Genomic DNA, 23,897 nt, shown 5'->3' on the forward strand with positions numbered 1-23,897 from the left:
AGTTCGTCCGGCGGCTACTCAGTCCGCGAGGTACGCACGGGTCTTCGGGAGGAACGCCTCGTACCCACAGAGGTAGAGCCCCCAGACGAGCGCGACGGCCGCGAGGACGAAATCGACCATGGCGTACTCGAGGTTACCCGCCGCGAAGGCGAGTTCGCCGGCGTGTTCGAAGTGGACGCCGAGTCCGGTCAGGCCGACGGTCCCGAGTGCGGTGACGAGCCACTCGGCGAACGCCCAGAGGGCGTCGAAGAGGTTGTCTCGCATACGCTTCCTCTCTCCAGGGTGGTTCTGGGTCTTTCGGTCCCGGCGGTCGCGTCCGGACCGAAAAGCACAGGGTCGCGTGCGGGCCACCGGGAGTCATGGGCCGTTACGGCGACATCGACTACGCGCGACTGACGAAGGGCGGCGTCGGGCTCAGCCTCGTCGTGTTCGCGCTCGCGTTCCTCGTCCAGATGGGTGCAAGCGCAACCGGGACCGCGCTCCCCGGGTGGGAGACCACGCTGCTGACCGACCTTGAGTACCTGAGCATCCTCGGCGTCGTGATCTCCGTCTTCGTGTTCGGCATCTTCCTCCCCCTGACGGAGTGATGCCGTCCGCCCCCGGCGACGGCGGGGCGGGCCGTCGGGGTCGCGACTTCCCCGACCACCCCGATCCCGAGGACCGACTGGTTCTGGACCCCGACTGCGAGCGCTGTCCCGCGCTCGCCGACTCACGCACCTGCATCTCTTGGGGCAACGGTCCCCGCGACGCGGACGTCCTGGTCGTCGGCGAGGCACCCGGCGCGGGCGACCCCGACGCCGGAACCTGGAAGGGCGGGAACCACACGGGCTGTGCGTACACCTCGCGCCACTCCGGGCGGCGAATCCGGACGCTGTTCGCCGACCTGGGCTACGCCGACCGGACGTTCTACACGAACGCGGCCAAGTGCTTCCCTGCGGGCGAGGACGGAAGCAACCGCGAGCCGACGGCCACGGAACTGGCGAACTGCCGGGGGCACCTCGAATCCGAACTCGCCGTCGTCGACCCCGCGATCGTCGTCGCGACCGGGAAACACGCCACCGAGACGCTGCTCGCGTTCGAGGGCCGGGCGCTCGACGGCTTCCTCGACTCGGTCTGTGACCCCGTCGACCTCCCGGGGCTCGACGTCACGCTGCTCCCCGTCCTCCACCCGAGTTATCAGGAGGTGTGGCTCTCGCGGCTCGGCCTGAGCGAGGCCGAATATCGCGAGCGAATCGCCGCCCGCCTCCCCTGATCGCTTTCGGCCGACCCGTTTCGCCCGCGATGATCCCGACCAGCCGACCGGAATCGCACGGCCGGATTCCCCCTGCGACGCGTCCGAATCCCCGGGAGCGACGACGGACCGGCAAACCGACGGGTGGGAATGGAAGGGGCCGCGGTTCTCGGGGACGTTCACGAGACGCACGACGTCTCGTGAGCTCACGAGAGCGTTGCTCTCGTGAACGGCGCGGACCGTCAAGCACCGTGGTTCGAGAGAGCGAAGCTCTCTCGTCAGTACGGGAAACCAACGGTTTCCCGTCAGCAGTCGGATTCCGCCGGAATCCGATGGCATCACGAAAATCTTCGATTTTCGAACGACAGCGAGCGAAGCGAGCGAGGAGCGCAGCGGCCGCACCGAGCCGAGAGCCGCGGGGGCGTCCGCGGTCATCACTACGTTACCCGAATCGAACCCCACCACCCCCATGCTCACATTCCATCAGAATCGCCCGTAGATTCAAGCGACTCACCGACCACACCCCACACATGAGCGAGGACTGCATCTTCTGTGCGATCATCGCGGGGGAGATCACCGGACGAACCGTCGCCGAGACCGACGACGCGCTCGCGTTCCTCGACGCGAACCCGCTCTCGCCGGGCCACACGCTCGTGGTCCCGAAGGCCCACCACACCAGAGTCGCGGACATGTCCGCCGCCGAGTCGCGCGCGGTGTTCGATCTCGTCCACGAGCTCGCCCCGCGCATCGAGGAAGCCGTGGACGCCGACGCTCACACCATCGCCGTCAACGACGGCCCCGAGGCCGGCCAGGAGGTGCCCCACGCACACGTCCACGTCATCCCCCGGTTCGCGGACGACGACGGCGGCCCGATCCACGCCGTCGCGGGCAGCCCCCTGGAGCTCTCGGACGAGGAACTCGACGAGATTGCCGAATCAATTTCGACATAGCACAACCGAAATTTTATCCCCGGAAGCGCGGTCAGAAGGAGTATGACCCGAACCCTGGCGCTCGTCGGCGTCGCCGGCGGCGTCGGCACCACCAGAACCCTGGTCGAGAGCGCGGCGACGCTCGCCCGCGACGGACGCGACGTCGTGGTTCTCGATGCCGCCTACGCGACGCAGGGGCTCTCGGAGTTCCTCGGCGGGCGCATCGACCCCGACCTCACCGCGCTCTGTCTCTCGCCGGACCGACCGCTCGCGGACGGGCTCTACGACCTCGAACTCGGCCCCGGCGTCGACGACGCGCCGGGCCGCGTGGCGCTCGCGCCGGCGTTCGCCCCGTTCGAGCGCCTCGCCCGCGCGAAGACCACCGACGCCGCCGAGGCGTTCGAGGACCGCGTCGCCGAGGCCGCGACGGCGTTCGACCACGTGCTCGTCGACACGCCGCCGGTCGGCGCAAACCAGCACCTCGCTGCCGTGAACGCGGTCGACCGGGTGGTGCTCGTCGCGCCCGGAACAGAACACGGCGCCGACGCCCGCCGCCGGATGGTGGATCGGCTCCGCGACGTCGGCACGACCCCCGCGATGACGGTCGCCGTCGGCGGACCGCTTCCCGCCGCGTCCGCGACCGTTCCGGACCTCCCCGGAACGCCGGCGGAGGGCGTCCAGTGTCTCGATGACGACGCCCTGGGCGGCCGGATGATGACTGCCGTCGAGTCGCTGCTCGACACGTCGCTCGCCGTCGAGTTCGAGGACGACGGTGCGCTCGGGAAAGTGAAGGCGGGCGTCGAGGAGCTTCGGGGTCGCGCCGAGGACTGAGAACGGCACGGAACCCGGAACCGTCTCCGTCGTTCGAACCCCGGGCCTACCGTCGGACCGCTTACAGTGGAGGGCGGGCGTCAGCGGAGGTCCGCGGCGTCCGTCATCGTCTCCGCGAGCGCGTCGCGCTTGGCAACGCTCGCGTTGTCGGTCGGCGACCGCGCCGATTCGGCGGCCTCGATCAGTTCCGGGACGGAGTCGTGGCTCTCGACGTAGGCCGCCAGCGCGAAGTCGGCCTCGTCGCCGCCGGTCAGTTCGAGCGCGTCCGTGCGTGAGACGTCGCCGCCGAGCCAGTCGCGGACGATCCGTCGTCCGGTCGGCCCGAGCGGCGACACGCCCGAAACGCCACAGCGGTGGAGCGCCTTCGCCGCGGTCATCGGCGCGACGCCGGCCTCGCGGGCGGACTCGCCGACGCTCACGCCGCGACCGTACTCGTCGAGCACCGTCGCGGCCGCGGCTGCCGTACAGGGAAGGCGCTCCGCGGCGGCAGCAAGCCGCTCGCGCAGGTCGCCGCCGGTGTCGTCGACGACCCTGACCCCCTGGTCCCGCTGCTCGGCGGTCACCTCGATGCCGGCGGCGATGTCCGAGAGCGCCATGCGAACCGGTTACTCCCCATTCGGTATAAATTCATCCATCGGACGAAAGAATTGATCGTCGCATCCGCGACGAACGAACCGATTATCGGTACGTTCGTCCGGTCGGATCGGCTCGATTTCCCGCCGTTCTCCCCTCATTAAAGTAACCGATCGGGCGCAACGTTCGAGTATGAGCACTGCAACAGTTGCGTGCCCCGAGTGCGAGGGACGACTGCGCGCGGACGGCGACGAGACGGTCTGTGGCGAGTGCGGGCTGGTCGTCGACGCCGATCGGCTCGACCGCGGCCCCGAGTGGCGGAGCTTCTCGGACGACGAGACCGACCCGCGACGGACCGGCGCGCCGCTGACCCGCTCGCGCCACGACCGCGGACTCTCGACCGAGATCGGCCACACGCGCGTCACGGGACGCAAGCGGAAACAGTGGGCCCGGATGCGCCGCCAGCACACCCGGGCGCGCATCTCGACCAAGCGGGAGCGGAACCAGGTGTACGGCTTCACCGAGATCCGCCGGCTGACGAGCGCGCAGTCGCTCGGCGACCGCATCCGTGACCAAGCCTGCTCGCTGTTCCGGTCCGCACAGTCGGAGAACCTCCTCCGCGGTCGCTCCATCGAGGGGTTTGCCGCCGCGGCGGTGTACGCGGCCTGCCGCGTCGCCGGCATCTCCCGGACCCGCGGCGAACTGCTCGCGGACGCGAAGGCCGACCGGGGAGAGCTCGACGCGGCCTATGACGCGCTCAACCGCGACCTGGGGCTCCCGGTCGGTCCCATCGACCCCGCCGAGTACCTCCCCCGGTTCGCGTCGGAACTCGACCTCGGCGCCGGGGTCGAGCGCGACGCCAGGGGGTACCTCGACCGGGCGCGAGAGCGCGGCATCGTCAACGGCCGCAACCCCAGCGGCGTCGCCGCGGCGTGTCTGTACGCGGCCGCCCGCGACCGGGGACTCGAGTGCACGCAGGCCGCCGCGGCCGACGTCGCGGGCGTGACGCCGGTGACGCTGCGGAACAGCTACGGCGACCTGCAGGAGTGAACGTCGGCCGCGAGCCCCTCGATCGCTCGTGCGGCCGCGGAGTCCGGAGCCGCTTCGACGACGGGTGACTCCGTCTCGACCGACCGTCCGAGCCGCGGATCGGCCGGGACCGACACGGCAGGTGCGCCCAGCGCGCGCTCGACGGCTCCCGTCGGCACCGAGTCGAGCACGCGATTGAGCGCCACCGCAACTACGCCCGCGTCGAGTTCCCGGGCGAGTTCACGAGCGCTGACGGCGTCAGCGAGCGCCCACGCTCGGGGGGACGCGACGACGAGACAGGCGTCCGCGACCGCGAGCGGGACCCCGGCGTCGGCACGGAGCCCCGCCGGACAGTCGAGGATCACGTCGCGGCCGGCCCCGATCGAACCGACGGCCTCCTCGAGCCGCCCGACGTCGGCCGCGCGCGCCCCCGCCAGCGACCGGCCGCAGGGAAGCAGATCGACCGGCCCGGAACGGACCGCCTCCCGTGGGGCCGCACGCCCGGCGAGCACGTCGTGGAGGTCCGGGCCGCGGCCCCGCGGAAGGTCCGCCATTCCGAGGTCGGCGTCGACGACGACGGCGTCGAGCGCCGCACCGAGGTTGTACGCCAGCGTCGACTTTCCGACGCCGCCCTTCCCGCCCGTCACGGCCAGAATCACGCCAGTCTCCCGAGCGCGTCGACCGGCACGTCCGTGGCTTCCGCGCGGCCGGCCAGCGTCTCCGTTCGCTCTCCGACCGACCGAAGCGCCTCGGCGTCGGCTTCGACCGCCAGGGGGAGCGCCTTCGGATCACGGTCACCGTCCGCGAGCGCGTCGGTCGCGTCGGCCACGGAGGCGTCGGTGAGCCGCTCCGCGAGTTCGATGCGCGTCGCGGCGTCCTCGAGCCAGTCGAGGACCGAATCCGGGATGGCGGAGGGTGGGAGGTCTTCGGCGACCGTCCGTTCGGTCTCCGTCGTCTTCCGTTCGGGTACCGTCGCTTCCAGGTCTGGCACCGTCGCATCCGGTTCGGACGCGCCCGACTCGTGCCCGTCCCTGGGTGGGACGACGTCGAGTGCGGTCCCGTCGGGGACGGCGTCCCTGGGCGGCCGAAACGCGCCGAGTTCCCGGCGCGCCCGGGTCGCCACCGCCTCTCGCGACCCGTCCGGGTCACCGACGTCCGCGAGTTTCGCCGTCGGCACCGTGGCCTCGCGCTCCCCCAGCGGACACGCGTATCCCAGCGAGATCGACTCGCCGGCGTCCAGAACCGCCGTCACGCCGTCCTCATCCCAGCCCGTCTCCGGAACCCCGTTCCGGCGTGGCGGCAGCACCGGACCGTCCAGCCGGTTCACGATCCGGACCTGCCGGGCTACTGGCGTGGGGTTTCGGACGTCGAGGCTGACGAGCGCGACGCCGGCAGCAACCGTCGCGTCGGCGCTGAGGGAGACGGACATGGGGTCAGTGGTCCCGTCATCGGGGTTAAATCTGGACGACGGGGGCTCCGAGAACGTCCCTCGCAGCGGCCGGATCGTCGAACCGGTCGACCGCGAGCACCACGGGCTCGTCGCGGTCGGCGACGGCGACCGCGGCCAGATGGGCCGTGATCGCGTCCCCGGCGAACGCCGAGGGGTCGGTTCCGGGATCGGCGTCGCCGGGGACTCGCTCCAGTGCCGCGGTGAACGGCTCGTACACGCGCTCGGCGAGCGCTCGCCGCGCCTCACGCCGACGGTTCGCCAGTTCGTCGCGGAGGCGGAGCGTCTCTCGACGGTCGGTCCGTCGGCGCTGCGCCCGATCGCCGGCTGCTTCGAGCGCCTGCTCGGCGGCGACCCGGTCGGTCTCGGCCGCCGCCAGCTCGCGGGCCGCACGCTCGTGTTCCTCCCCGGCGGCCGTCACGTCCCCGCCGTCCTCCCGAACGGCCTGCAGCCGCCCGCGGGCGGTGGCGACGCGCTCGCGGAGGCGCTCGACGTCCGCCGTCGCGTCGGCGGCACGCTCGCGCGCCGCGGCCAGCCCCGTTCGGTCGGACCGCTCGTCGGCCGATGGGTCCCCCGAGGCCGCGCCGGCCAGTCGCCGTCGGAGGGTGGCGATCCTGTCCGCCTGGGGGGCCTCGTGTCCCCTGGTCCGGGCGGCGCTGGCGAGCAGTTCATGGAGCGACGGGGGCGAGTCGGCGACGAGCGCCAGCGGGTCGTCGCCATCGAGGCCCAGCGCGGAGCAAATTCGCCCGGGGTTCAGCTCCCCGCGATCGGAGAGGTCGACCGCGCGGCCGCGATAGGTTCGACCCTCGAGCCGGAAGTTCACAGCTCAGTCCCTTCCATCGCGTCCGGATCCGGGTGGTCGGTTCCGGCCGCGAACTTCGGATACGGCGTGCTGGGTCGGTCGCGGTCCTCGTAGTCGACGGCGGCCTCCCGAATCGCGGGCCTGACGGCGGCGAACTCGTTGAACGTGTCGGTGCGTTCGACCCGAACGTCGGCACCGTGTTTCGCCCTGAGTCGGCACGCGAGGAACGCGCCCAGCTCCGTCTCGGCCAGCAGCGCGACGCGGCCGTACCGCTCGCGGACCGCCGCCTCGTTGGCTCGACAGCAGTTCCGCAGGGTCGTCCGCGCCCCGGCGGAGTAGGCGACGACGAGCAACATGAGTACGGGTGCTTCGCTATCGAAAATAAAGCTATCGTACGGGGAAGCGGCGTCGGGACGGCGCGGGGTTCGGGAGCGCCCCTACCGCATGCGGACGGTATGACCGTCCTCGTCGAGTTCGACCACGGCGTCGAACAGCGACGTGATCGTCTCGACGGTCTGGTCGTCGTGTGCGGTGGGGTCCATGTGGAAGTGTGCGAACGCGCCGACGGCCGCGAACCGACCGGTGAGCACGTGGAGGAACTCGTAGGCGGTCTCCAGTTCGACGTACTGCAACAGCGCTGTGAGCGAGTCGAAGCAGACGACGGTGTCGCCGTCGTCGTCCTCCCAGCCCCGCAGGTACTCCGTGATGCGGATGCCCAGCCCCGTGAGGTCGTTGGGACTCGTGATGGTGTCGGCGCGCGTCTCCAGTCCGCCGTCGGGGCTGCCACCCGAACCGGAGGCGGCCGCGGCCGACCGCGCGGCGTCGTCGACGCTGATGACTCCGACGTTACGCGGCGTCGACTCGGAGCGGGACCGGAACCGCCGAACCTGTTTGTCCGGCGATTTCGTGTACGAGATCCACAGCGCGTTCCCGTCGGCGGTCCGCTCCGGGTCGAGGAGGTCCACACAGCGGTCGCCTTCCTGCTCCGAGAACGACGGGGCGAGGAGCAGCACCGTCGCTGCGTCCCCAAGCTGTGCCCGCACGTCCCGCTCGAGTTCGTGTACAGTCACCTTCGGAACCCCACTATCCTGTCACTCAGGTTGGAGGGGATCGGATAAAGGGCTTTCCCTGCGCTCATCGGATCGGCGTCACCTCGACCACGTCGACGTCGCGGTCCGCGAGCGCGGCCACGCGCTCGCGTGCCTGGGCCGCCGAGTCGGCGACGACGACGGTCTCCTCGTCCGGTCCGTCACCGTGGACGGTGCGGTACGCGCGCGTCCCTGACACCTCGAACTCCGTGGCGAACGTGCGGAGCACGGCGTTCACGCGCCGCTCCGTCTCGGTGAGGTCGGCCTCGCCCTCCTCGAACTCCCTGAGCGCGTTCTCGACGTTCCGGAGGGCCGAGATTCGGTCCATCAGACTACACGAAGGTGGTCTTGGTCAGGGGAATAGACTTCACCGGATTCACGGAACTTCTCAATCTCTCTCTCAGCCTTCTCTCGGTCAATTCCGATTTCTTCGGCAGTTTCAAGGACTTCATCCCATGGTGCGCCAACATCATATTCATCCTGCATATCTCTGATAAGCTGCTTGATATTCTTTTTTCGCTCACGTTGATTCTTGCTAGTACCCGTCTCGACCACGTCGGCGTCGAACTGTCCCGTCTCGGGGTCGACGCCGATGTCCTGCAGGCACGAGCGGACGATCTCGATGACGCGTTCGGCGTCCTTGGGTTCGACCGTGTCCGAGAGCCGGACGCGCGCGCTCGCCTCCGAGAGCCGGACGAGCGCCTCCAGCTTCCGGGCGGTGACAGGCACCGGGGCGTCCTCGTCGGCCCCTTTCGCACGGAGGTCGACGTAGAAGTCGCGGATGGCCTCCTTCGCCTCGTCGGTCATCGTCGGGTAGCAGTTCCGCTTCGAGTACGCAATGTACTTCCGGAGCAGGTCCGCCTCGATGACCGGCGCGACCTCCTCGGTGACGTCAGCGACCTCCTCGGAGCTGTACTCCGAGTTCGTCGTCTTCTCGCGCTGGGTGTTCAACTCGCCCGCGTAGTTGGTGGTGATGATGTGTTCCGCGAGCTTCGCGTCGTGGTCCGGGTCCGGCTGGTCGGTGACGGTGAAGATGAGGTCGAACCGCGAGATGAGCGCGGGTTCGAGGTCGATCTGCTCGCCGATGGGCTCGTACTGGTCGAACCGGCCGTACTTCGGGTTCGCCGCGCCGAGCAGCGAACAGCGGCTCTTCAGGGTGGCGTTGATGCCGGCCTTGGAGACGGAGATCTGCTGCTGTTCGAGTCCCTCGTGCATCGCGGAGCGGTCCTCCGATCTCATTTTATCTAGCTCGTCGACCGCCGCGATGCCCTTGTCCGCGAGCACGAGCGCGCCGGCCTCCAGGGTCCACTGCTGGCCGTCGCCGAAGTCGTCGCGGACCGCCGCGGCCGTCAGCCCGGCCGAGGAGGAACCCTTGCCGGAGGTGTACACCGACCGCGGCGCGATGTGGCGGATGTACGAGAGCATCTGCGACTTCCCAGTCCCGGGGTCGCCGATCAGGAGCATGTGGAGGTCGCCGCGGATGCGCGAGCCGTCCGGCAGGTGCTTGGTGACGCCCGAGAACAGCTGGAGGATCATCGCGAGCTTCTCCTGTTCGTAGCCGTAGATGGACGGCGCGATGGAGCCGACCATGTCCTCGTAGATGTTCTCGCGTTTTGAGAGCTCGTAGATCTCCTCCTTGTCCTCGTCGGTGATGTCCATGTCCTCGAACTCCTCGTCCTCGACGACGACCGAGACGCCGTCCATGTAGAGGTCGAAGATGTTCGTCTTCTCCTGGCCGGAAGTGACCTGCTCGATGTGGAGCACGCCCGCGACGGTGACGTGATCGCCCGGCGTCACCTTCCCGCAGACGTCGTCCTCCAGGTTCACGTCGATGCTCTGGGGCGTCTCGCCGCCGCGCAGCCCCTCGGGCGACTCCTGGACACGGAGCTTCTGGGAGTCGATGAACTCGGACTGGTCGTGGTTCACCCGAAACGGTCCCTGGCGCTCACAGCCCTGGCACTCGTGGGGCTCCTGGAACCCCGAGTCGGCCTGTGGGATGTACGTCATCGTCCCGCAGCGCTGGCACTCGAAGGCGGCCTCGGTCACCTTCGGGCGCACGTCGGTCGCCTTCCGGACGATGCCCTGCACGGCGACCATCGAGCCGATGTGGTCGTCCTGGACCCGGATGTTCCGGATGTCGATGGTGCGCTCGCGCGGGAGCCCCCGTACCCGGACGTGGGCCTGCCCGAGCGAGATGTCGACCGGTAGGTCGTAGGTGCGGAGCGCCTCCTCGGCGACCCGCCCCATGTCCTCTGGGTGCTGGAGGAATCGCTCGGCCAGGTCCGGGTCGAACGTGTAGAGGTCGTCGTACTCGACGTGGAGCGAGCGTTGCTCCTTGGGGTACCGCTGGGCGAGCGCGGCGATCTCGTCGCCGTAGTACGTGCGGTAGAAACTCAGGAACTGGTCGAGTTCCTGGCGCTCCATCTGACTCATTGGAACGAGTTACTGCGTCATAGGGTAAGAAGGGTTGGCTTCCACTGGAACTGAAGGGGGGTTCGCGTTCGGGGTCGTGTCAGTGGGTTTCGGGCGGCCATCGCCCGTCGAACTCGTCGGCCCAGTTGATCGTCCGCTGTGACTGTTTTGGCTCCGCGACACGAAGCCACATGGCAGTCTCAAACGCATCTTCGGCGACGAGGTACCTCGACTCAAAACGTACGTGGGGAACCGAAATCGGGATGAAGGGCCGACTTCACTCCGAACTCCCCGTCCTACCACGGGTGTAAAATGGGACCGCCCAGATTTGAACTGGGGTCAATGGCACCCAAGGCCACAAGTATACCAGGCTAACCCACGGTCCCGTGCTTCGATAGAGAGCCGACTCGCGCCTAAGCGTTTCGTTCTGCCCGACCACCCCATCCGACCGCCCTCCACCCGACAACCGCCACGCCCCTACAACCCCAGCCCGAAGAAGAAGTCCACCCCGATCGGCGTCACGACGGCGAAGATGGCCTGCAGCGGCCCGCCGACGCGGACGTAGTCCGAGAACCGGTACCCGCCCGGCCCGTAGACGAACAGGTTCGTCTGGTAGCCGACCGGCGTCATGAACGCCGTGCTGGCCGCGAACGTGACCGCCATGGCGAACGCGAGCGGGTTCGCGCCGAGCGTGCCCGCCGCCTCGATGGCGACCGGGATCATCAACACGACGCTCGCGTTGTTGGAGATGACGTTCGTCAGCAGCGCCGTGACGACGTAGAAGACGCCCAGCAGCACCAGCGGCGGGAGCACGTCGCCGGCCGCGACGACCGCGTCCGCGAGCAGACTCGCGGCGCCGGAGGACTCCAGCGCGATGCCGAGCGGGATGACGCCAGCGAGCAGGAAGATGACGTCCCACTGTACGGCGTCGTACACCTCCGGCGGGCGCAGACAGCCCGTCACGACCATCGCCAGCGCGCCCGCGAGCGCGGAGACGACGATGGGCATGACGCCCAGCGCGGCCAGCGCGACGACGGCGCCGACGATGCCGACCGCGACCGACGTCCGCGACTCCCGGTAGTCGTGCTGCTCGATCTCCTGGGCGACGATGAAGTTCCGGTTCGCGTCGAGCCGTTCCAGCGACTCGACCGACGCCTGCACGAGCAGCGTGTCGCCGACCCGCAGGGGCACCTCGTCCATCCGCTGGCGGATGAGTTCGCGGCCGCGCCGGAGCGCGAGCACCGTCGCGTCGTAGCGCTGGCGGAAGCTCGCGGTGGCGAGCGAGTCGCCGACGAGCGAGGAGCCGGGCGCGATGACCACCTCGACGAGGTTCTTCGGTCCCTCGGCGGCCTCGAGTTCGTCCTCGTCGACGGTCGCCTCCGGGACGAGGTCGAGCCCTTCCACGTCGAGTAGTTCGACCAGCGTGGCGCGGTCGGTCCGGACCGCGAACACGTCGCCGGGCTGGATCTCCTTCTGGCCGAGCGGTTCGAGGAACACGCGCTCGTCCCGGATGAGCTGGACGAGGTCGACGTCGAACGGGGTGTCCTCCAGGGCCCCCTCGACGCGCTGGCCGACCAGCGGCGAGTCCGGGCGAACGACGACCTCGGTGAGGTAGTCGGCCATCTCGAACTCCTCGGTGAGGTCCGCCCGGGGTTCGATCCTGGCAGGGGTGAGCCAGCGGCCGACCGTGAGCAGGTAGACCGAGCCGATGACGAGCAACACCGCGCCCAGCGGGAGGAACTCGAACATCCGGAACTCGCGGGCCACCGCCGCCGGCGCGAGCCGGCTGTACAGGTCCGAGGCGAGGATGTTCGTCGACGTCCCGATGAGCGTGAGCGTCCCCCCGACCATCGAGGCGTACGACAGCGGCAGGAGGAGCTTTGAGGGGGAGGTTCGCCCGCGTTCGGCCAGATCTGTCACCATCGGGAGGAGGACGGCGACCGCCGCGGTGTTGTTGATGATCCCCGAGACGGGCCCGACGAGCCCGATGGTCGCCCCGAGCTGTTTCGTCTCGTCACCCTGGGTCAGCCGTGAGATGAACCCGCCGAGCCGCTGGATGATGCCCGTCCGGCGGACGCCCTCGCTCAGGACGAACATGGCGAGGACGGTCAGCGTCGCGGCGTTGGCGAACCCGGAGAGCCCCTGTTCGACGGTGACGAGTTCGACCGGCCCGGCGAGGAGTCCGGCGTTCGCCAGCGCGGTCGAGACTGGACCGGTGAGGAGGAGCGCGACCAGCAACCCGAGCGCGGTGATGTCCACCGGAACCGGCTCGGTGACGAACAGCACCAGTGCGGCGAGGACGAACGCGAAGACCAGCAGTATCTCGGGGGCGACCGGCACGGGCGATGGGTCGCCCGGAGTCGGCAAAAGGGTAGGGGATGCGGTTCAGGACGCGTGAGTGACGGTGTCACAGGTCGATCATCTCGGCTGTTCGTTTCAGCGCGAAATGGGACGAACAGGAGGTGAGTAGGACTACGTAGCTACCGTGAGTTCTACGTCCAGTTGTCGTCGATACAGGATTTTGGGGTCGTGATGGATATAGAAAACGTATGGAGCAGAACTCCCCAATGTCTTGGGCTATCCCTGAAAATCGAACTTGTAGCGCGGTATGAGAACTTTGAGGCGTCAAACTATCAAATAGTATTCATAGATCGTGTTGATGAATGCTTGGACCGTGGGATGCCGGTTAGCCCATCACAATGTAGAAGACAACGAATCCAGTGACGAAGAATAGGACAATGCCGACGAGCGCATGCAGCGATGGATGCATATCGATATTGGACAGCATCAGGTAGTGTGCCCCAGTCGCCAGAACAATCGAGAGAAGAACGGCGAGGCTGATCTTTCCCCATTCTTGGTCCTCACCCGTCGTGGATTCTGTGCCTGCTTCTCCGCTGGTGGTGTCAGTTGACATGGTCAGTCCTCCACCAGACCCGCGAGTTTCCGGAGGGAGTCTTCCCAAGCCTCCACGACCCCGTATTCCTCGGCGACATCCTTGGGGATCCCTTCTAAGCGGAGGGTGACCTCGGTCCCGGCAGGGACCGTATCCAAGTTGACCGTTACCGTACTGGAGCCATCACCCTCCTCGGTCCAGACGATCTTCTCGCCGCGTTTGAGTTCCTGGTAGGTGCCTTCGAACGTGTGGTTGTGTTGTTCCATCTCTTCGGTTTCAGCAATGTTCTCGACTTGGAAGGACCCGCCCTCTTCGGGTTCGACCTCCTGAACGTCGGCGCTGAAGCCGTCCGGAGGCGACCACACCGCGATGTCGTCAGGATCGAGAAACGCCTCGTAAACCCGGTCGGGCGGCGCTTCGATCACGCGACTCGCGGTTATCCTTCCCTCCTCGTCCGCCGTGGTCTCTGTCGTTGATGCATCGCCTTCGTTGGCGTTGTCTGTCATTGGTCTTCGTTCTCCAGATGGTCGGCCAGCGCCGCTAACCGGTCCTCCCAGAAGACGCGATACTGGGTCAGCCACCCGAACGCCGCGGAAAGCGGCACGGCATCAAGGTGGCAGCGGCGAACGAGACCGTCCTTCTCGACATCGATTAACCCAGCATCCTCCAGCACGCGCAGGTGCTTGGATACGGCTGGCAGGGAAACGTCGTGAGGCTCGGCTAGCTCGCCCACACTCTCCGGGCCGTCGGTCAACTGTTCGAGGATTGACCGACGTATCGGGTGAGAGAGTGCCTGGAAGACCGCGTCGAGGTCCAAGTCGTCCGGCTTCTGTTCAACCATCCGGTCGAGTATATGGTGCTCCACTATTTAACTCTCTAGTTAAATAGTTGTGGGGAACAATTATAAGGCGGGTCGAGACCACCTGCGCCCTCGGCGGATCGCTTGGCGATTGAACTCCCGTCAAGCCCCGCTGCCCTGTCCCAACAGGAGGAATCCGGCTCGCCGCTCTCCCGAGGACCACGGAATATTGATTAGCCAACACAACATCTTCGTGAGTGATTATGAGCGAGCCTGGCCCAATCACGATCCAGCGAATCTCCGAACTCGTGATGGCGAATCGAGCGATCAGAGCACCCTACTACAATAAAGACCACGACGAAGGGGTACGTTTCGCGGATCTGGAAAAGGGACTCCAATGGGTGCCGACGCCATTCCAGCCTTGCTGGGTCTGTTCCGGGTTGAGCAAGACACCCGGGACGACCATCCAAACGGCTGGGTGGGCTTCGCTCGCCACTGGCGAGGGGACACGCTGCGGCTGGACTTCGACCTGTTTTCCGGACACGAAGAGCCAGACCCGATATTGGTCGTGACCGCGATAGCAGGCCGAGCGGGGAAGAAAACTATCGTGGACGAAGACTTTGGAGAAGTCGATCTGTCGGCCCAGGTTCCGACGGCGGAGGAATGGGAAGAACGGCAAAAACGGTACCAGGCGGCGCGGAGGGACGATGACACCGATGGACCGACTGCGGTCAAGGCGTACATTGCAGCGCTGCCGGGGTGGAAGCGCGAGGTCGCGGCACGGTTCGACGGGATCATCCAGCAGGAACTGCCCGACGTGCGCCGCGCCGTGAAGTGGCACCAGCCATTCTTTGGCGTCGAGGACCAGGGGTGGTTCGCGTCATTCAGTGCATTCTCAAAACACGTGAAACTGTCATTCGTGTCCGAATCGTACCTCGAGCCGGAGCCACCCAGCGGGACGGCTCCGGAGAGACAGGCCCTGGACCTGGAGGAGACGGACGCGCTGGACGAAGAGCAGGTCGCCTCCTGGATCCGGCAAGCGGCCGACGATCCGGGGATGGACTGGTGAGGAAGCCCGCGTTTGTGATGGCTGTAAAGCAGCGACGAATCCTACCCGCGGGCGTACATGATTACTACCAACTCTATACTTACCGGTCGGATCAAACCTACAGCTGCCCCTCGAGTTCCAGCAGCCGCTTCAGGACGAGTCCCTCGATCCGAGCGATGTGTTCGACGAGCTCGTCGTCGGTGTCGAGCTGATACATCGGACTCCCGCCGACCGTCCGCGTCTCCTCGACGAGCCCGAGCGCTTCGAGTTCGTCCAGGTGGTCGTACACCGTGCTCCGCGCGACGCCCGCGAGCCGCGCGATATCGCTCGTGTTGAGGTCGTGGTCCGTCTCGCTCACCAGTGCTCCGACGATCTTCGTTCGCGCCGGCGTCCCGAACAGATACGTCAGCGGGGTGTCCTCCGCGTACGCCTCGTCGCTGGTCTCCGTTTGCACCATCTCTGCTCGTCTTCTCGACGGACTCGTACTTGGCCGTTTTGCTCAATACTACACCACCGTAGCTTATGGAAGACAGAATTTCGCCTCTGCGATCCGATAGATTACAGCTCCTGGTCGGCCAGTTCCATGTCGGCCACCACGCTGTACGGCGTCTCGCCACGGCGAATCCCGTCCAGAATCCTGAAGGCGTCGTCGGGCGCGAGGAAGTGCCGGGTCACCGCGCGGCCGAGCGGCGTCGGCGCGAGGCCGTCGATGAACTCCCACTCGAGCAGTTTCCCGATCGCGTGCGTGGTGGGCACGTCGCCGAGCATCCGGTCGTTCAGCGCCTTCGCGCGCTTGCCGGCGACGACGACGTTCGCCAGCGTCTCCTCGGCGGCGGTCGACTCGTCGTAGACGGTCGTCACGTCCTCCATCTCGCCCTTGAGGAGTTTGAACGCGACCTCGTCCTCGGTCATCTCCATCGAGTTGTGGTACACCGCATCGGGTTCGACGAGCGTGTAGACGGTGCCCTCGTCGTGATAGTCCGGCCGCCCCGCCCGGCCGAGCATCTGCTCGAACTCCTGGACGGAGAGCCACTCGATGCCCATCGCCAGCGAGTCGAAGATGACCTGCGAGGCCGGGAAGTCGACGCCGGCCGCCAGTGCTGCGGTCGTCACGACGGCCGCGAGGTCCTGGTTCCCGAACTGGCGCTCGACGGTCTTGCGGCGCTTGTAGTCGAGCCCGGCGTGGTAGGGGGCGCTGCTGTACTCCAGCTTCCGGGAGATCTCGTGACACCGGCGGCGGGAGTTGGTGAAGACGATCGTCTGCCCGCGGTACCCCTTCGAGGACTCGCCGTCGAACGCGCGCTTCACGAGGTCGTTCTCCAGGCGGAGCTTCTCCCGGTCGTCGGCGAAGGTGACGTGGCGCTCGATGGGCACCGGGCGCTCCTCGAACTCGATGAGCGTCGCGCCGAGGTTCTCCGCGAGCCACTCGGGGTTGCCGACGGTCGCCGAGAGGTAGATCCACTGCGCGCGGGAGTCCCGCCGCTCGGAGTAGTGTTTCAGCCGGGAGATCATCCCGTCGAGTCGGTGGCCCCGGCCCTCCTCCTTCAGCGTGTGGACCTCGTCGATGACCACCGTCCCGATGTCGCCCATGTCCTTGCCCGTCCGGAGCGCGTGGTCGATGCCCTCGTAGGTGCCGACGATGACGTCGGCGTCCGGGTCGAACCGGTTGCCGTCGTCGTTGATGCGCGAGGCGCCGACGCGGATGGTCACGTCGAGCACGTCGCCGTAGCGGTCCTCGAAGTCCTCGTGCTTCTGGTTGGCGAGCGCGACGAGCGGCACGAGAAACAGCATCTTCCCGTTCCCGTTGAGCGCGTTGTCGACCCCGGCGAGTTCGCCCACCAGGGTCTTCCCGGTCGCGGTCGCGCTCACGACCAGCTGGTCGTCGCCGTCGAACAGGCCGTTCCGAACCGAGAGGCTCTGGACCGGGAGCAGCTCCTCGAAGCGGCCCTCGGCCCGATCCTGGAGGCCGGGGTGGAGGTTCAGCTCGTCGACGCGAACGGGGTCGACATCGTCGACGGTCGCCGAGATGGTGTCGAACCGCGTGAGGTCGGGGTCGAGGTTCCCCTGCAGGAGGTTCGTGATGCGGTCGAGGTCGCCGACCTCCAGCAGCAACTCCTCCAGTCGTTCCCGTGCCGCGCCGGTGAACTGGCCCTTGTAGGAGAGTTCGCGCTCGAGTTCGCGCGTCGCGCAGTCCTGACAGATGTGGTCGCGGTCGGCCTTCACCGCGGTGTCCTCGGTGACCGGCGAGTAGCGCCCGTCGTTCGCGCAGTACCGGCAGGTGCGCACCTGCACGGCCTCAAGCTGGTAGGCGTCGAGCATCTCCACCAGCCGGTCGCGGGCGCTCCGGTCGGTCTGCTCGGAGATGCGGATGCGTTCGGCGGCGCGGGCGAGGTCGACGAACTGGTCGGGCTGGCGGGGCTCCTCGTCGCCCCCGCGCTTCACGCGGAAGCGGCGGGGTCGCGGCCCGGCGTCGGCCTCCTTCAGTTCGAGCATCCCGTGGAGCACGCGCTCGCCGTCCCGCCTCACTGCGACCGCGTACTCGTCGCCACGCTGGTGGAGGAACAGCGTCTCGACCCCCGGAAGCTGTTCGGACACGTTGTTGGAGTTTCCTATGTCGATGCGGTATTTCAGCCGTTCGCCTTCCGCTCGCCCGTGCTTCCTCGATAACCGCGGGGGCTTCCGCGGTCGTCACCACGGTAGCAGCGGTCGCTCACGACCCAACCCGGCCGACGAAGTACCCGTACCGCAACGAAATCCGAGACGTCCAGAATCAGTCCCCGAACGGTCCCATCCCGCCCATGCCGCCGCCACCGCCGCCGCCCTGCTGTTGCATCTTCTTCATCATGCGCTGCATGTCGCCGTCGCCCATCCCGGCGAACTGCTCCATCGTCCGCTTCATCATGCGATGTTGCTCCAGCAGTTCCTCCAGTCGCTCCTCCGGGACGCCGGAGCCGCGGGCGATGCGGCGACGCCGTTCCGCGCCGATGCGGCCGGGCTTCTCCAGTTCGCCCTCGGTCATCGAGTCCATCAGGATCTCGAAGCCGCGCATCCGGTCCTGGGTGACGTCCATCGCGTCGTCGGGAAGCTGGTCCATGATCCCGCCGCCCATCCCCGGAATCATGTCCATCACCTGGTCGAGCGGCCCCATCTTGTCCATCGCGCGCATCTGGTTGCGCATGTCCTTCAGGGTGAACTCGCCCTCCAGCATGTCCTCGGGGTCCCAGTCCTCCTCCTCCTGGGTCTCCTCCATCGCGCGCTCGACGCGCTCGGAGAGCTGTTTGAGATCGCCCATCCCGAGCAGCCGGGAGATGAACCCGTCCGGCTCGAACCGCTCGATGTCCTGGACCGTCTCGCCGGTGCCGAGGAACGCGATCGAGGAGTCCGTCTCGTTGACGGCCGTCAGCGCCCCGCCACCCTTCGCCGTCCCGTCGAGCTTCGTGATGACGACGCCGTCGATGCCGATGGAGTCCTCGAACTGCCCCGCCTGCTCCTTGGCCCCCTGGCCGATGGCGGCGTCGAGCACCAGCAGCGAGCGGTCGGGGTCGACGACCGAGTCGATCTCCTCGATCTCGGCGATGAGGTCGTCCTCGAGCGCGTGCCGGCCGGCGGTGTCGACGATGTGGACCTCGGCGTCGGCGGTCGCTTCGAGCCCCTCGCGGGCGATCTTCACGGGGTCGTCCTCGTCCGGGTCGCCGTAGAACTGCACCTCGGCGTCCTCGGTCATCTGCTTGGCCTGGTCGTACGCTCCGGGCCGGAACGTGTCCGTCTGGATGACCGCCGGGCGGAGCCCCTTCTTCGAGAACCACCAGGCCATCTTCGCGGCGGAGGTCGTCTTCCCCGACCCCTGGAGGCCCGCGAGCAGGATGGTCTGGTTCTCCAGCGGGAGCTCGGTCGACTCGCCGATGAGGTCGACCATCTCCTCGTAGACGATCTTGAGGACGTGATCGCGCGCGGTCGTCCCGCCCGGCGGCTCCTCCTCCAGGGCCCGCGTCTCGATGCTGTCCGAGAGGTCCATCACGAGGCCGACGTCGACGTCCGCGGAGAGGAGCGAGCGCTGGATCTCCCGCACGACGTTCTCGACGTCTTCCTCGTCGAGCCGGGACTTCCCGCGGAGCGTGTCCATCGTGTCCCGCAGGGAGCTCCCGAGGTCGTCGAGTACCATTTGGCGGAGGTAGACGGGCCGCGCGGTAAAGCCTTTGTTCGTCGGGCCGACGCGCTTCGCCCGCTACTCGGCACTGGACTCGACGATTCCGACCCGTCCGAGGCCTCACGTTGCCGGGGACGGGCACGTCCGCCCCCCAAAACCGATACCCCCGCGCTCGCACAGCTCCGTCCATGTCCTCCGCGGTCGAAACCGTCGTCTACCTGCTGCTCACCGTCGTCCTCATGGTCGTGGTCGGCTTCCTCGTGCTGCTGGGGCCGGTCGGCTGGCTCCTCGCGGCGTTCCTCCTCGGCTCCTGCTACTTCGTCGCCAGGATGAGCGGCGTCTTCGACGAGGGGGAGCCGAGAGCCCCGACGAAGGTCAACTGTCCCGACTGCGGGGCGCGCAACGAGGCGGACCGGGAGGCGTGTCACCACTGCGGCGAGCCGCTCGAAGCGGCGTAACTGGGACTGAACCACGCGGGTTCCCGACGCTCCGGCCTCCTCGTGTGAGCGTCCCGGAACTCGGGGTTCGGGGTCGACCGTCCGTCTCGGTGCGGTGGCGCGCGTGACGCTCGCCCCCTCGTGGGGCGAGCACTCGCGCGCGAGGGATGAGACGCGCAGCGAGCCTGCGAGCGAGCATCGCAATCGGCTGGGGAGGCTGTGGCCCTAATCACCGCCAGCAGCAGTGGTCCGCTCGTCGACACTACCACCCAGGACACGACCTACCGAGACGATTCACCGAAACACCCCAACAACTCAAACGAGGAAGAACGCCACGGCGACCGAGATGAACACCACCTTCAACACGGTGTTCAACACGACGACCCGCAGCCCGAACTCCGCGCCCCAGACGCCGTACTGGAACGGGATCGACCGCTTGAACGTCGACACCGCGAAGGAGACGACCCCGCCCACGAGCATCGTCGCCACCGCCACCTCGGGCGTCAGCGTGTTCCCCACCAGCGGCGCGACCGTCGCGGCCCCGGCGGTCGTGTCGAACGCGAAGATCACGATCACCGGAATCGCCGCGGCCGGCAACCCCGCGACCTCCGCCAGCGGCCCCGCCGCGGCCGACAGCGACTGCAGGTCCACCCGCGCGACGAGCACGGTCACGAGGACGTAGACGACGGCGAGTCGGGGGACGATGCGCCGGAGCGTCGAGCGCGAGGCGTCGGCGGCCGCGTGCGCCCGCTCCCGGTAGGTCGCCGACCCGCCGGTGGCGGCGACCGACGGTGTCGACCCGCCGTCCGCGAGGCCGTCCTCGCCCGACTCGTCCGCGGTGGCGACGCCGAGACCGTCCGTCTCGTCGTCCGCCGACCGCCCCGCCACGCCGTCCGAGGGGAGCAACAGCGCGCCGCCGAACACGCCGACGAGCGTGATGGCGAGCGCGATGCCGGCCCGCGCGCCGACGTACATGAGCCCCACCTGGAGCCCGAGAATCGGGATGAGAACGGGTGCGTAGAACGTGAACACGTGCTGGACGAACCCGAAGAACGTGTTGATGGTCACGGCGACGAGCGTCGCGCGGTCCGAGAGCCGCCCCGACTCGCGGAAGTCCGCGAGCATCCCGTAGCCCGCCGTCGTCGAGGCCGTCGTCGTCAGGATGGCCGTGCCCGCCTCGTCCGGGAGGTTCGCCGGGCCGGTGAGAAAGCGCGAGAGCCCCGCGACCCGCTCGACCGCGCCGAACTCGACGGCGAGGTTGGCGAGGAACACCCCGACGGCGACGAGCGCGGCGATGCGCGCGACCCGGAGCAGGGCGTCGGCGACGAGAGGTACGAGGCCGGTCGGGTCCACGTCGGCTCTCGGGGGCGACGCGACAAATCACTGTCCGTTCCACGCGGCGCGACGCGCCCGGTCGCACCTCCACGACGGCCCCGCGCTCGGAGCCGAGCGGCGGTCCCGCGCCCGTCCCGCCGGTTCCAGTCACCTTTTGACGCGCCGTGCCGGACCACCGACCGATGGGAGCCAGCGCCCGCCTGCGCCGCCTGACCGCCTACGACGCGCTGGTGCTCACGGCGCTCGTCTGGTTCCTCGCCAAGTTCCTCCGCTACGCGTTCCCGCCGCTGTTCGCCACCCCCGCCTTCCGGGCAGAGTTCGGCGTGTCGAACGCCCTGCTCGGGGCCGCCTACACCGCGATGATGGCCGTCTACGCGCTGATGCAGTTCCCCTCGGGCGCGCTCGCGGACCGGCTCGGCGCGACGAGGGTCGTCGTCGGTGGCGGCCTCGTCGCGGCCGCCGGGGCGTTCGTGCTGACGGTGCCGATTCCCGGCCTCGCGTCCGGGGCGACCGTCGCCTCCGGTCCGAGCGCCAACTGGGCCGGGGTGGCGCTGCTCGTCGCCGGGATGCTGCTCGTCGGGTTCGGCACCGGCGCGCACAAGACGGTCGCCGTCAGGCTGCTCTCGCGCATCTACCCGGCGCGGACGGGGCGCGCGCTCGGCGTGCTCGACACGTTCGGCGCGTTCGGCGGCGTCGCCGCGGGCGCGGCGGTCGTGTTCTTCCTCGACGTCGCGGACTGGCACGCGCTGTTTCTCGCCGGGGGACTCGTCGGCGTCGGCCTCGCCGCGGCGGTCGCGCTCCGGGTTCCGGCGCGCGTGCCGGCGACCGACCGCGACCGGACCGCCGACGAGTCCGTCGGCCTCGGGACCTACCTCGGGCTGTTCCGCGAGCCGCGCTTTGCCGCCTTCGTCGGCGCGACGCTCTGCTTCTCGTTCGCGTACAACGGCGCGGTCGCGTTCCTCCCCTCGTTCCTGACCGAGCAGGCGGGCCTGTCGACCGCGGCCGCGTCGTTCCTCTTCTCGGGCCTGTTCGTCGTCAGCCTCGTCCAGTTGCTCACGGGCGACCTCTCGGACCGGGTCGGTCGGCTCTCGGTCATCGCCGGGACGCTGATGGTTGCGACCGCCGGGCTCGTCGCGCTCGTGCTCGTCGGCGTCGCCGGCCCGGTCGTCCTCGGCGCGGCGGTGGTCGCGTTCGGCCTCGGGAGCCACGGCTTCCGACCCGTGCGGGGCGCGTACCTGACGGAGGTCATCCCGGCCGACGTCGCCGGTGGGGGGCTGGGCGCGGTGCGGACGCTGTTGATGGGTGCGGGCGCGGTCGCCCCGGTCGTCGTCGGGGCGGTCGCGGACGCGCGAGACTTCGGCGTCGCGTTCTCGCTGCTCGCGGTGGCGATGGTCGCGGCGGTGCTGTTGACGGGCGCGGTCGCGCTGCTCGGCGGCGAGTGAACGGGGACGGAAAACGGCTGGTGGCCGGAGGCTGCCGGTCAGAACCGCGGGTCGCCGCCCTCGTCGTCCTGGATCGCGGGGTCCTGCTGCTCGTCGGTCACGCGGTCGAACATCGTCTCGTCCATCTCGTTCGGCGAGTCCTCGACCGGCTGGTAGGCCGAGAGCCCGCGCGAGAGGAGGTCCTCGATGGCCTGGTCGCGGCTGATGAACTCCCCCTGGTCGACGAGTCGCTGGAGGTCGCTTTCGGTCTGGTCCGACAGGTCGACGGTCACTCTGGTCACGTTCCCCCCGTGCGCGGTCGAGCGTAAAGAGTTTGTCCGCGGGTCGGCCGGGAACTGAAACGGGCCGCGAGGTGCGAACGGCACGGGGGACGGACGGGGCCGGCGCGTCAGTCGTCGTCCGCGGCGGGCGCGCCGATCGACGCCTCCTCGTTGTACGTCGCCACGAGGTCGTCGACGGCCGGCGTGGTGACGGCCTCCTGTGGGATGCGCAGCGGCGACAGGCTCACGTCGCCGTCGACGACGGCCGCGCGGTCGGACCACGCCGGGTAGGAGTCGGCCGCCTCCTCCAGCACCGGGTAGCGGTCCGGCTGGTCGAGCCGCGCCCAGTAGTCGTTCTCCAGCCTGAGGTCGCCGTCGTGCTGTTCGCGCTCCGACTCGGTCGCGTCGCGCACGTCGACGGCGTAGTCGGCCAGCGGCTCCGTGACGCGCAGTTTCCCGTGGGCCTCGATCGGGCTGTTGAGGCTGAGGTAGTCGGCCGAGTCGAACACGCCCGACCCGGGGAGCCGTTCGACGAGTTCCCGGGTGACCGCGGCGGGCACGGAGAAGGCGATGCCCTGTGGCGGGAAGAAGTCGTCCCGGTGGTACGCCGAGACGGCGAGCGCGGGCGCGCCGAGGTACGCTGCCTCGACGGCCGCGCCGACGGTGCCCGAGTGGCCGAGCAGGTACTCCCCGCAGTTCGGCCCGAGGTTACAGCCCGAGACGACGAGGTCGAACTCGTCGTCGAGGCCGCCGAGCGCGTAGGCGGCACAGTCGGCGGGCGTGCCGTGGACGGCGTACCCCCACTCGTGGTCGTCCACGTCGACCGCGCGCGAGCGGGAGCGGCCGACGCCGGACTGGTTGTCGGCGGGCGCGACGACCGTCACGTCGGCCACGGCGCGGAGCTCCTCGTACAGCGCCGCGAGGCCGGGCGAGTCGATGCCGTCGTCGTTGGTCAGCAGGACGCGCAGATCGCTCATTGGCTCCCCTGGGACCTCCGGCGTCAAGGGTACGTCGGTCCGTGTCGTCGGTCGGGTCGTGTTCGGTTCATTTAGTGGTTGGACCGTCGGCTAGCTGGACTGTTCAAACCGACTGGGAAGTTCCCGCTAACGTGGAAGTCAGTCGTCATCGGACCGCCTCGGAAGCCCCCGCGGTTATCGAGTCGCGCGGCCGGCTGCGCTCCTCGCCTCGCTCCTT

General features: G+C 68.6%; 27 protein-coding genes and 1 tRNA gene. 8 read left to right on the plus strand and 20 right to left on the minus strand.

Going from position 1 to position 23,897, the window contains the following annotated elements; all coding sequences use genetic code 11:
- Window positions 1-18 precede the first annotated feature (18 nt).
- Window positions 19-264 (minus strand): DUF8151 family protein, encoded by a 246-nt coding sequence (locus RJT50_RS01175; RefSeq protein ID WP_313693293.1) that lies wholly within the window; start codon window positions 262-264, stop codon window positions 19-21.
- 95 nt (window positions 265-359) lie between these two features.
- Here RJT50_RS01175 and RJT50_RS01180 point away from each other — a divergent pair, with 95 nt between their 5' ends.
- From RJT50_RS01180 to RJT50_RS01195, 4 genes are all read left to right on the plus strand, one after another.
- Window positions 360-587 (plus strand): DUF7860 family protein, encoded by a 228-nt coding sequence (locus RJT50_RS01180; RefSeq protein ID WP_313693296.1) that lies wholly within the window; start codon window positions 360-362, stop codon window positions 585-587.
- A complete protein-coding gene (locus tag RJT50_RS01185) occupies window positions 587-1,252 on the plus strand; it encodes a uracil-DNA glycosylase (protein ID WP_313693298.1) in 666 nt (221 codons plus the stop codon). Before RJT50_RS01180 ends, RJT50_RS01185 begins: the two co-directional genes overlap by 1 nt.
- 509 nt (window positions 1,253-1,761) lie before the next feature.
- Window positions 1,762-2,181 (plus strand): HIT family protein, encoded by a 420-nt coding sequence (locus RJT50_RS01190; RefSeq protein WP_313693301.1) that lies wholly within the window; start codon window positions 1,762-1,764, stop codon window positions 2,179-2,181.
- 42 nt (window positions 2,182-2,223) lie between these two features.
- Window positions 2,224-2,991 (plus strand): P-loop NTPase family protein, encoded by a 768-nt coding sequence (locus RJT50_RS01195; RefSeq protein ID WP_313693302.1) that lies wholly within the window; start codon window positions 2,224-2,226, stop codon window positions 2,989-2,991.
- A gap of 80 nt (window positions 2,992-3,071) precedes the next feature.
- Here the strand turns inward: RJT50_RS01195 and RJT50_RS01200 are convergent, their stop codons facing one another.
- Window positions 3,072-3,587 (minus strand): DUF7858 family protein, encoded by a 516-nt coding sequence (locus RJT50_RS01200; protein WP_313693304.1) that lies wholly within the window; start codon window positions 3,585-3,587, stop codon window positions 3,072-3,074.
- Between the two features lie 169 nt (window positions 3,588-3,756).
- Between RJT50_RS01200 and RJT50_RS01205 the strand changes: the two genes are divergently transcribed.
- Window positions 3,757-4,614 carry a transcription initiation factor IIB gene (locus RJT50_RS01205; protein WP_313693306.1) on the plus strand — a complete coding sequence of 286 codons (858 nt, stop codon included), beginning with the start codon at window positions 3,757-3,759 and terminating at the stop codon, window positions 4,612-4,614.
- Here the strand turns inward: RJT50_RS01205 and RJT50_RS01210 are convergent.
- The 12 genes from RJT50_RS01210 to RJT50_RS01265 form a co-directional block, all read right to left on the minus strand.
- A complete protein-coding gene (locus RJT50_RS01210; RefSeq protein WP_313693307.1) occupies window positions 4,593-5,252 on the minus strand; it encodes a nucleotide-binding protein in 660 nt (219 codons plus the stop codon). The genes RJT50_RS01205 and RJT50_RS01210 overlap by 22 nt on opposite strands.
- Window positions 5,249-6,022 carry a DUF7857 domain-containing protein gene (locus RJT50_RS01215; RefSeq protein ID WP_313693308.1) on the minus strand — a complete coding sequence of 258 codons (774 nt, stop codon included), beginning with the start codon at window positions 6,020-6,022 and terminating at the stop codon, window positions 5,249-5,251. Before RJT50_RS01215 ends, RJT50_RS01210 begins: the two co-directional genes overlap by 4 nt.
- A gap of 25 nt (window positions 6,023-6,047) precedes the next feature.
- The gene (locus RJT50_RS01220) at window positions 6,048-6,863 is read right to left on the minus strand and encodes a DUF7856 family protein (RefSeq protein ID WP_313693311.1); all 816 of its coding nucleotides are present in this window, start codon (window positions 6,861-6,863) and stop codon (window positions 6,048-6,050) included.
- On the minus strand, window positions 6,860-7,198 hold the full coding sequence (locus RJT50_RS01225) for a DUF7855 family protein (RefSeq protein WP_313693314.1): 339 nt from the start codon (window positions 7,196-7,198) through the stop codon (window positions 6,860-6,862). The genes RJT50_RS01220 and RJT50_RS01225 overlap by 4 nt, the downstream gene beginning before the upstream one ends.
- An 81-nt stretch (window positions 7,199-7,279) precedes the next feature.
- On the minus strand, window positions 7,280-7,912 hold the full coding sequence (locus RJT50_RS01230; protein WP_313693315.1) for a DUF7504 family protein: 633 nt from the start codon (window positions 7,910-7,912) through the stop codon (window positions 7,280-7,282).
- A gap of 64 nt (window positions 7,913-7,976) precedes the next feature.
- Window positions 7,977-8,258, minus strand: coding sequence for a DUF7854 family protein (locus RJT50_RS01235; protein ID WP_313693316.1), 282 nt, complete (start codon window positions 8,256-8,258; stop codon window positions 7,977-7,979).
- Window positions 8,258-10,363, minus strand: a complete 2,106-nt coding sequence (locus RJT50_RS01240; RefSeq protein ID WP_313693318.1) for a minichromosome maintenance protein MCM — start codon at window positions 10,361-10,363, stop codon at window positions 8,258-8,260. Before RJT50_RS01240 ends, RJT50_RS01235 begins: the two co-directional genes overlap by 1 nt.
- 292 nt (window positions 10,364-10,655) lie before the next feature.
- Window positions 10,656-10,728, minus strand: a tRNA-Pro gene (locus tag RJT50_RS01245).
- Window positions 10,729-10,819: 91 nt separating this feature from the next.
- Window positions 10,820-12,682 (minus strand): SLC13 family permease, encoded by a 1,863-nt coding sequence (locus RJT50_RS01250; RefSeq protein WP_313693319.1) that lies wholly within the window; start codon window positions 12,680-12,682, stop codon window positions 10,820-10,822.
- Window positions 12,683-13,028: 346 nt separating this feature from the next.
- Window positions 13,029-13,256: a hypothetical protein gene (locus RJT50_RS01255; RefSeq protein WP_313693322.1), complete on the minus strand. Its 228-nt coding sequence runs from the start codon at window positions 13,254-13,256 to the stop codon at window positions 13,029-13,031.
- A gap of 2 nt (window positions 13,257-13,258) precedes the next feature.
- Window positions 13,259-13,741, minus strand: coding sequence for an SRPBCC domain-containing protein (locus RJT50_RS01260; protein WP_313693324.1), 483 nt, complete (start codon window positions 13,739-13,741; stop codon window positions 13,259-13,261).
- Complete coding sequence (locus RJT50_RS01265; RefSeq protein ID WP_313693327.1) at window positions 13,738-14,076, minus strand: ArsR/SmtB family transcription factor; 339 nt, start codon at window positions 14,074-14,076, stop codon at window positions 13,738-13,740. The genes RJT50_RS01260 and RJT50_RS01265 overlap by 4 nt, the downstream gene beginning before the upstream one ends.
- A 355-nt stretch (window positions 14,077-14,431) precedes the next feature.
- On the opposite strand from RJT50_RS01265, the gene RJT50_RS01270 reads away from it, so the two are divergent.
- The gene (locus RJT50_RS01270; RefSeq protein WP_313693329.1) at window positions 14,432-15,103 is read left to right on the plus strand and encodes a DUF1801 domain-containing protein; all 672 of its coding nucleotides are present in this window, start codon (window positions 14,432-14,434) and stop codon (window positions 15,101-15,103) included.
- Window positions 15,104-15,200: 97 nt separating this feature from the next.
- Here RJT50_RS01270 and RJT50_RS01275 read toward each other — a convergent pair whose 3' ends face one another.
- From RJT50_RS01275 to RJT50_RS01285, 3 genes are all read right to left on the minus strand, one after another.
- Entirely contained in the window at window positions 15,201-15,539 is a 339-nt protein-coding gene (locus RJT50_RS01275; protein ID WP_313693331.1) for a winged helix-turn-helix domain-containing protein, read from the minus strand.
- Window positions 15,540-15,640: 101 nt separating this feature from the next.
- Window positions 15,641-17,677: a DEAD/DEAH box helicase gene (locus RJT50_RS01280; protein WP_313693333.1), complete on the minus strand. Its 2,037-nt coding sequence runs from the start codon at window positions 17,675-17,677 to the stop codon at window positions 15,641-15,643.
- Window positions 17,678-17,852: 175 nt separating this feature from the next.
- Complete coding sequence (locus RJT50_RS01285) at window positions 17,853-19,244, minus strand: signal recognition particle protein Srp54 (RefSeq protein WP_313693335.1); 1,392 nt, start codon at window positions 19,242-19,244, stop codon at window positions 17,853-17,855.
- Between the two features lie 173 nt (window positions 19,245-19,417).
- Between RJT50_RS01285 and RJT50_RS01290 the strand changes: the two genes are divergently transcribed.
- Entirely contained in the window at window positions 19,418-19,687 is a 270-nt protein-coding gene (locus RJT50_RS01290) for a hypothetical protein (protein WP_313693337.1), read from the plus strand.
- Window positions 19,688-19,981: 294 nt separating this feature from the next.
- On the opposite strand, the gene RJT50_RS01295 is transcribed toward RJT50_RS01290, so the two are convergent.
- Window positions 19,982-21,019, minus strand: a complete 1,038-nt coding sequence (locus RJT50_RS01295; RefSeq protein ID WP_313693340.1) for a nucleoside recognition protein — start codon at window positions 21,017-21,019, stop codon at window positions 19,982-19,984.
- A gap of 164 nt (window positions 21,020-21,183) precedes the next feature.
- Between RJT50_RS01295 and RJT50_RS01300 the strand changes: the two genes are divergently transcribed.
- Window positions 21,184-22,443, plus strand: coding sequence for an MFS transporter (locus RJT50_RS01300; protein ID WP_313693342.1), 1,260 nt, complete (start codon window positions 21,184-21,186; stop codon window positions 22,441-22,443).
- A gap of 38 nt (window positions 22,444-22,481) precedes the next feature.
- Here RJT50_RS01300 and RJT50_RS01305 read toward each other — a convergent pair whose 3' ends face one another.
- Window positions 22,482-22,724, minus strand: coding sequence for a DUF7120 family protein (locus RJT50_RS01305; protein ID WP_313693344.1), 243 nt, complete (start codon window positions 22,722-22,724; stop codon window positions 22,482-22,484).
- Window positions 22,725-22,831: 107 nt separating this feature from the next.
- A complete protein-coding gene (gene surE, locus RJT50_RS01310) occupies window positions 22,832-23,680 on the minus strand; it encodes a 5'/3'-nucleotidase SurE (protein WP_313693345.1) in 849 nt (282 codons plus the stop codon).
- Window positions 23,681-23,897: the final 217 nt, after the last annotated feature.

Origin of the sequence: Halobaculum sp. XH14, from assembly GCF_032116555.1 — an archaeon.
Lineage (GTDB): Archaea > Halobacteriota > Halobacteria > Halobacteriales > Haloferacaceae > Halorarum > Halorarum halobium.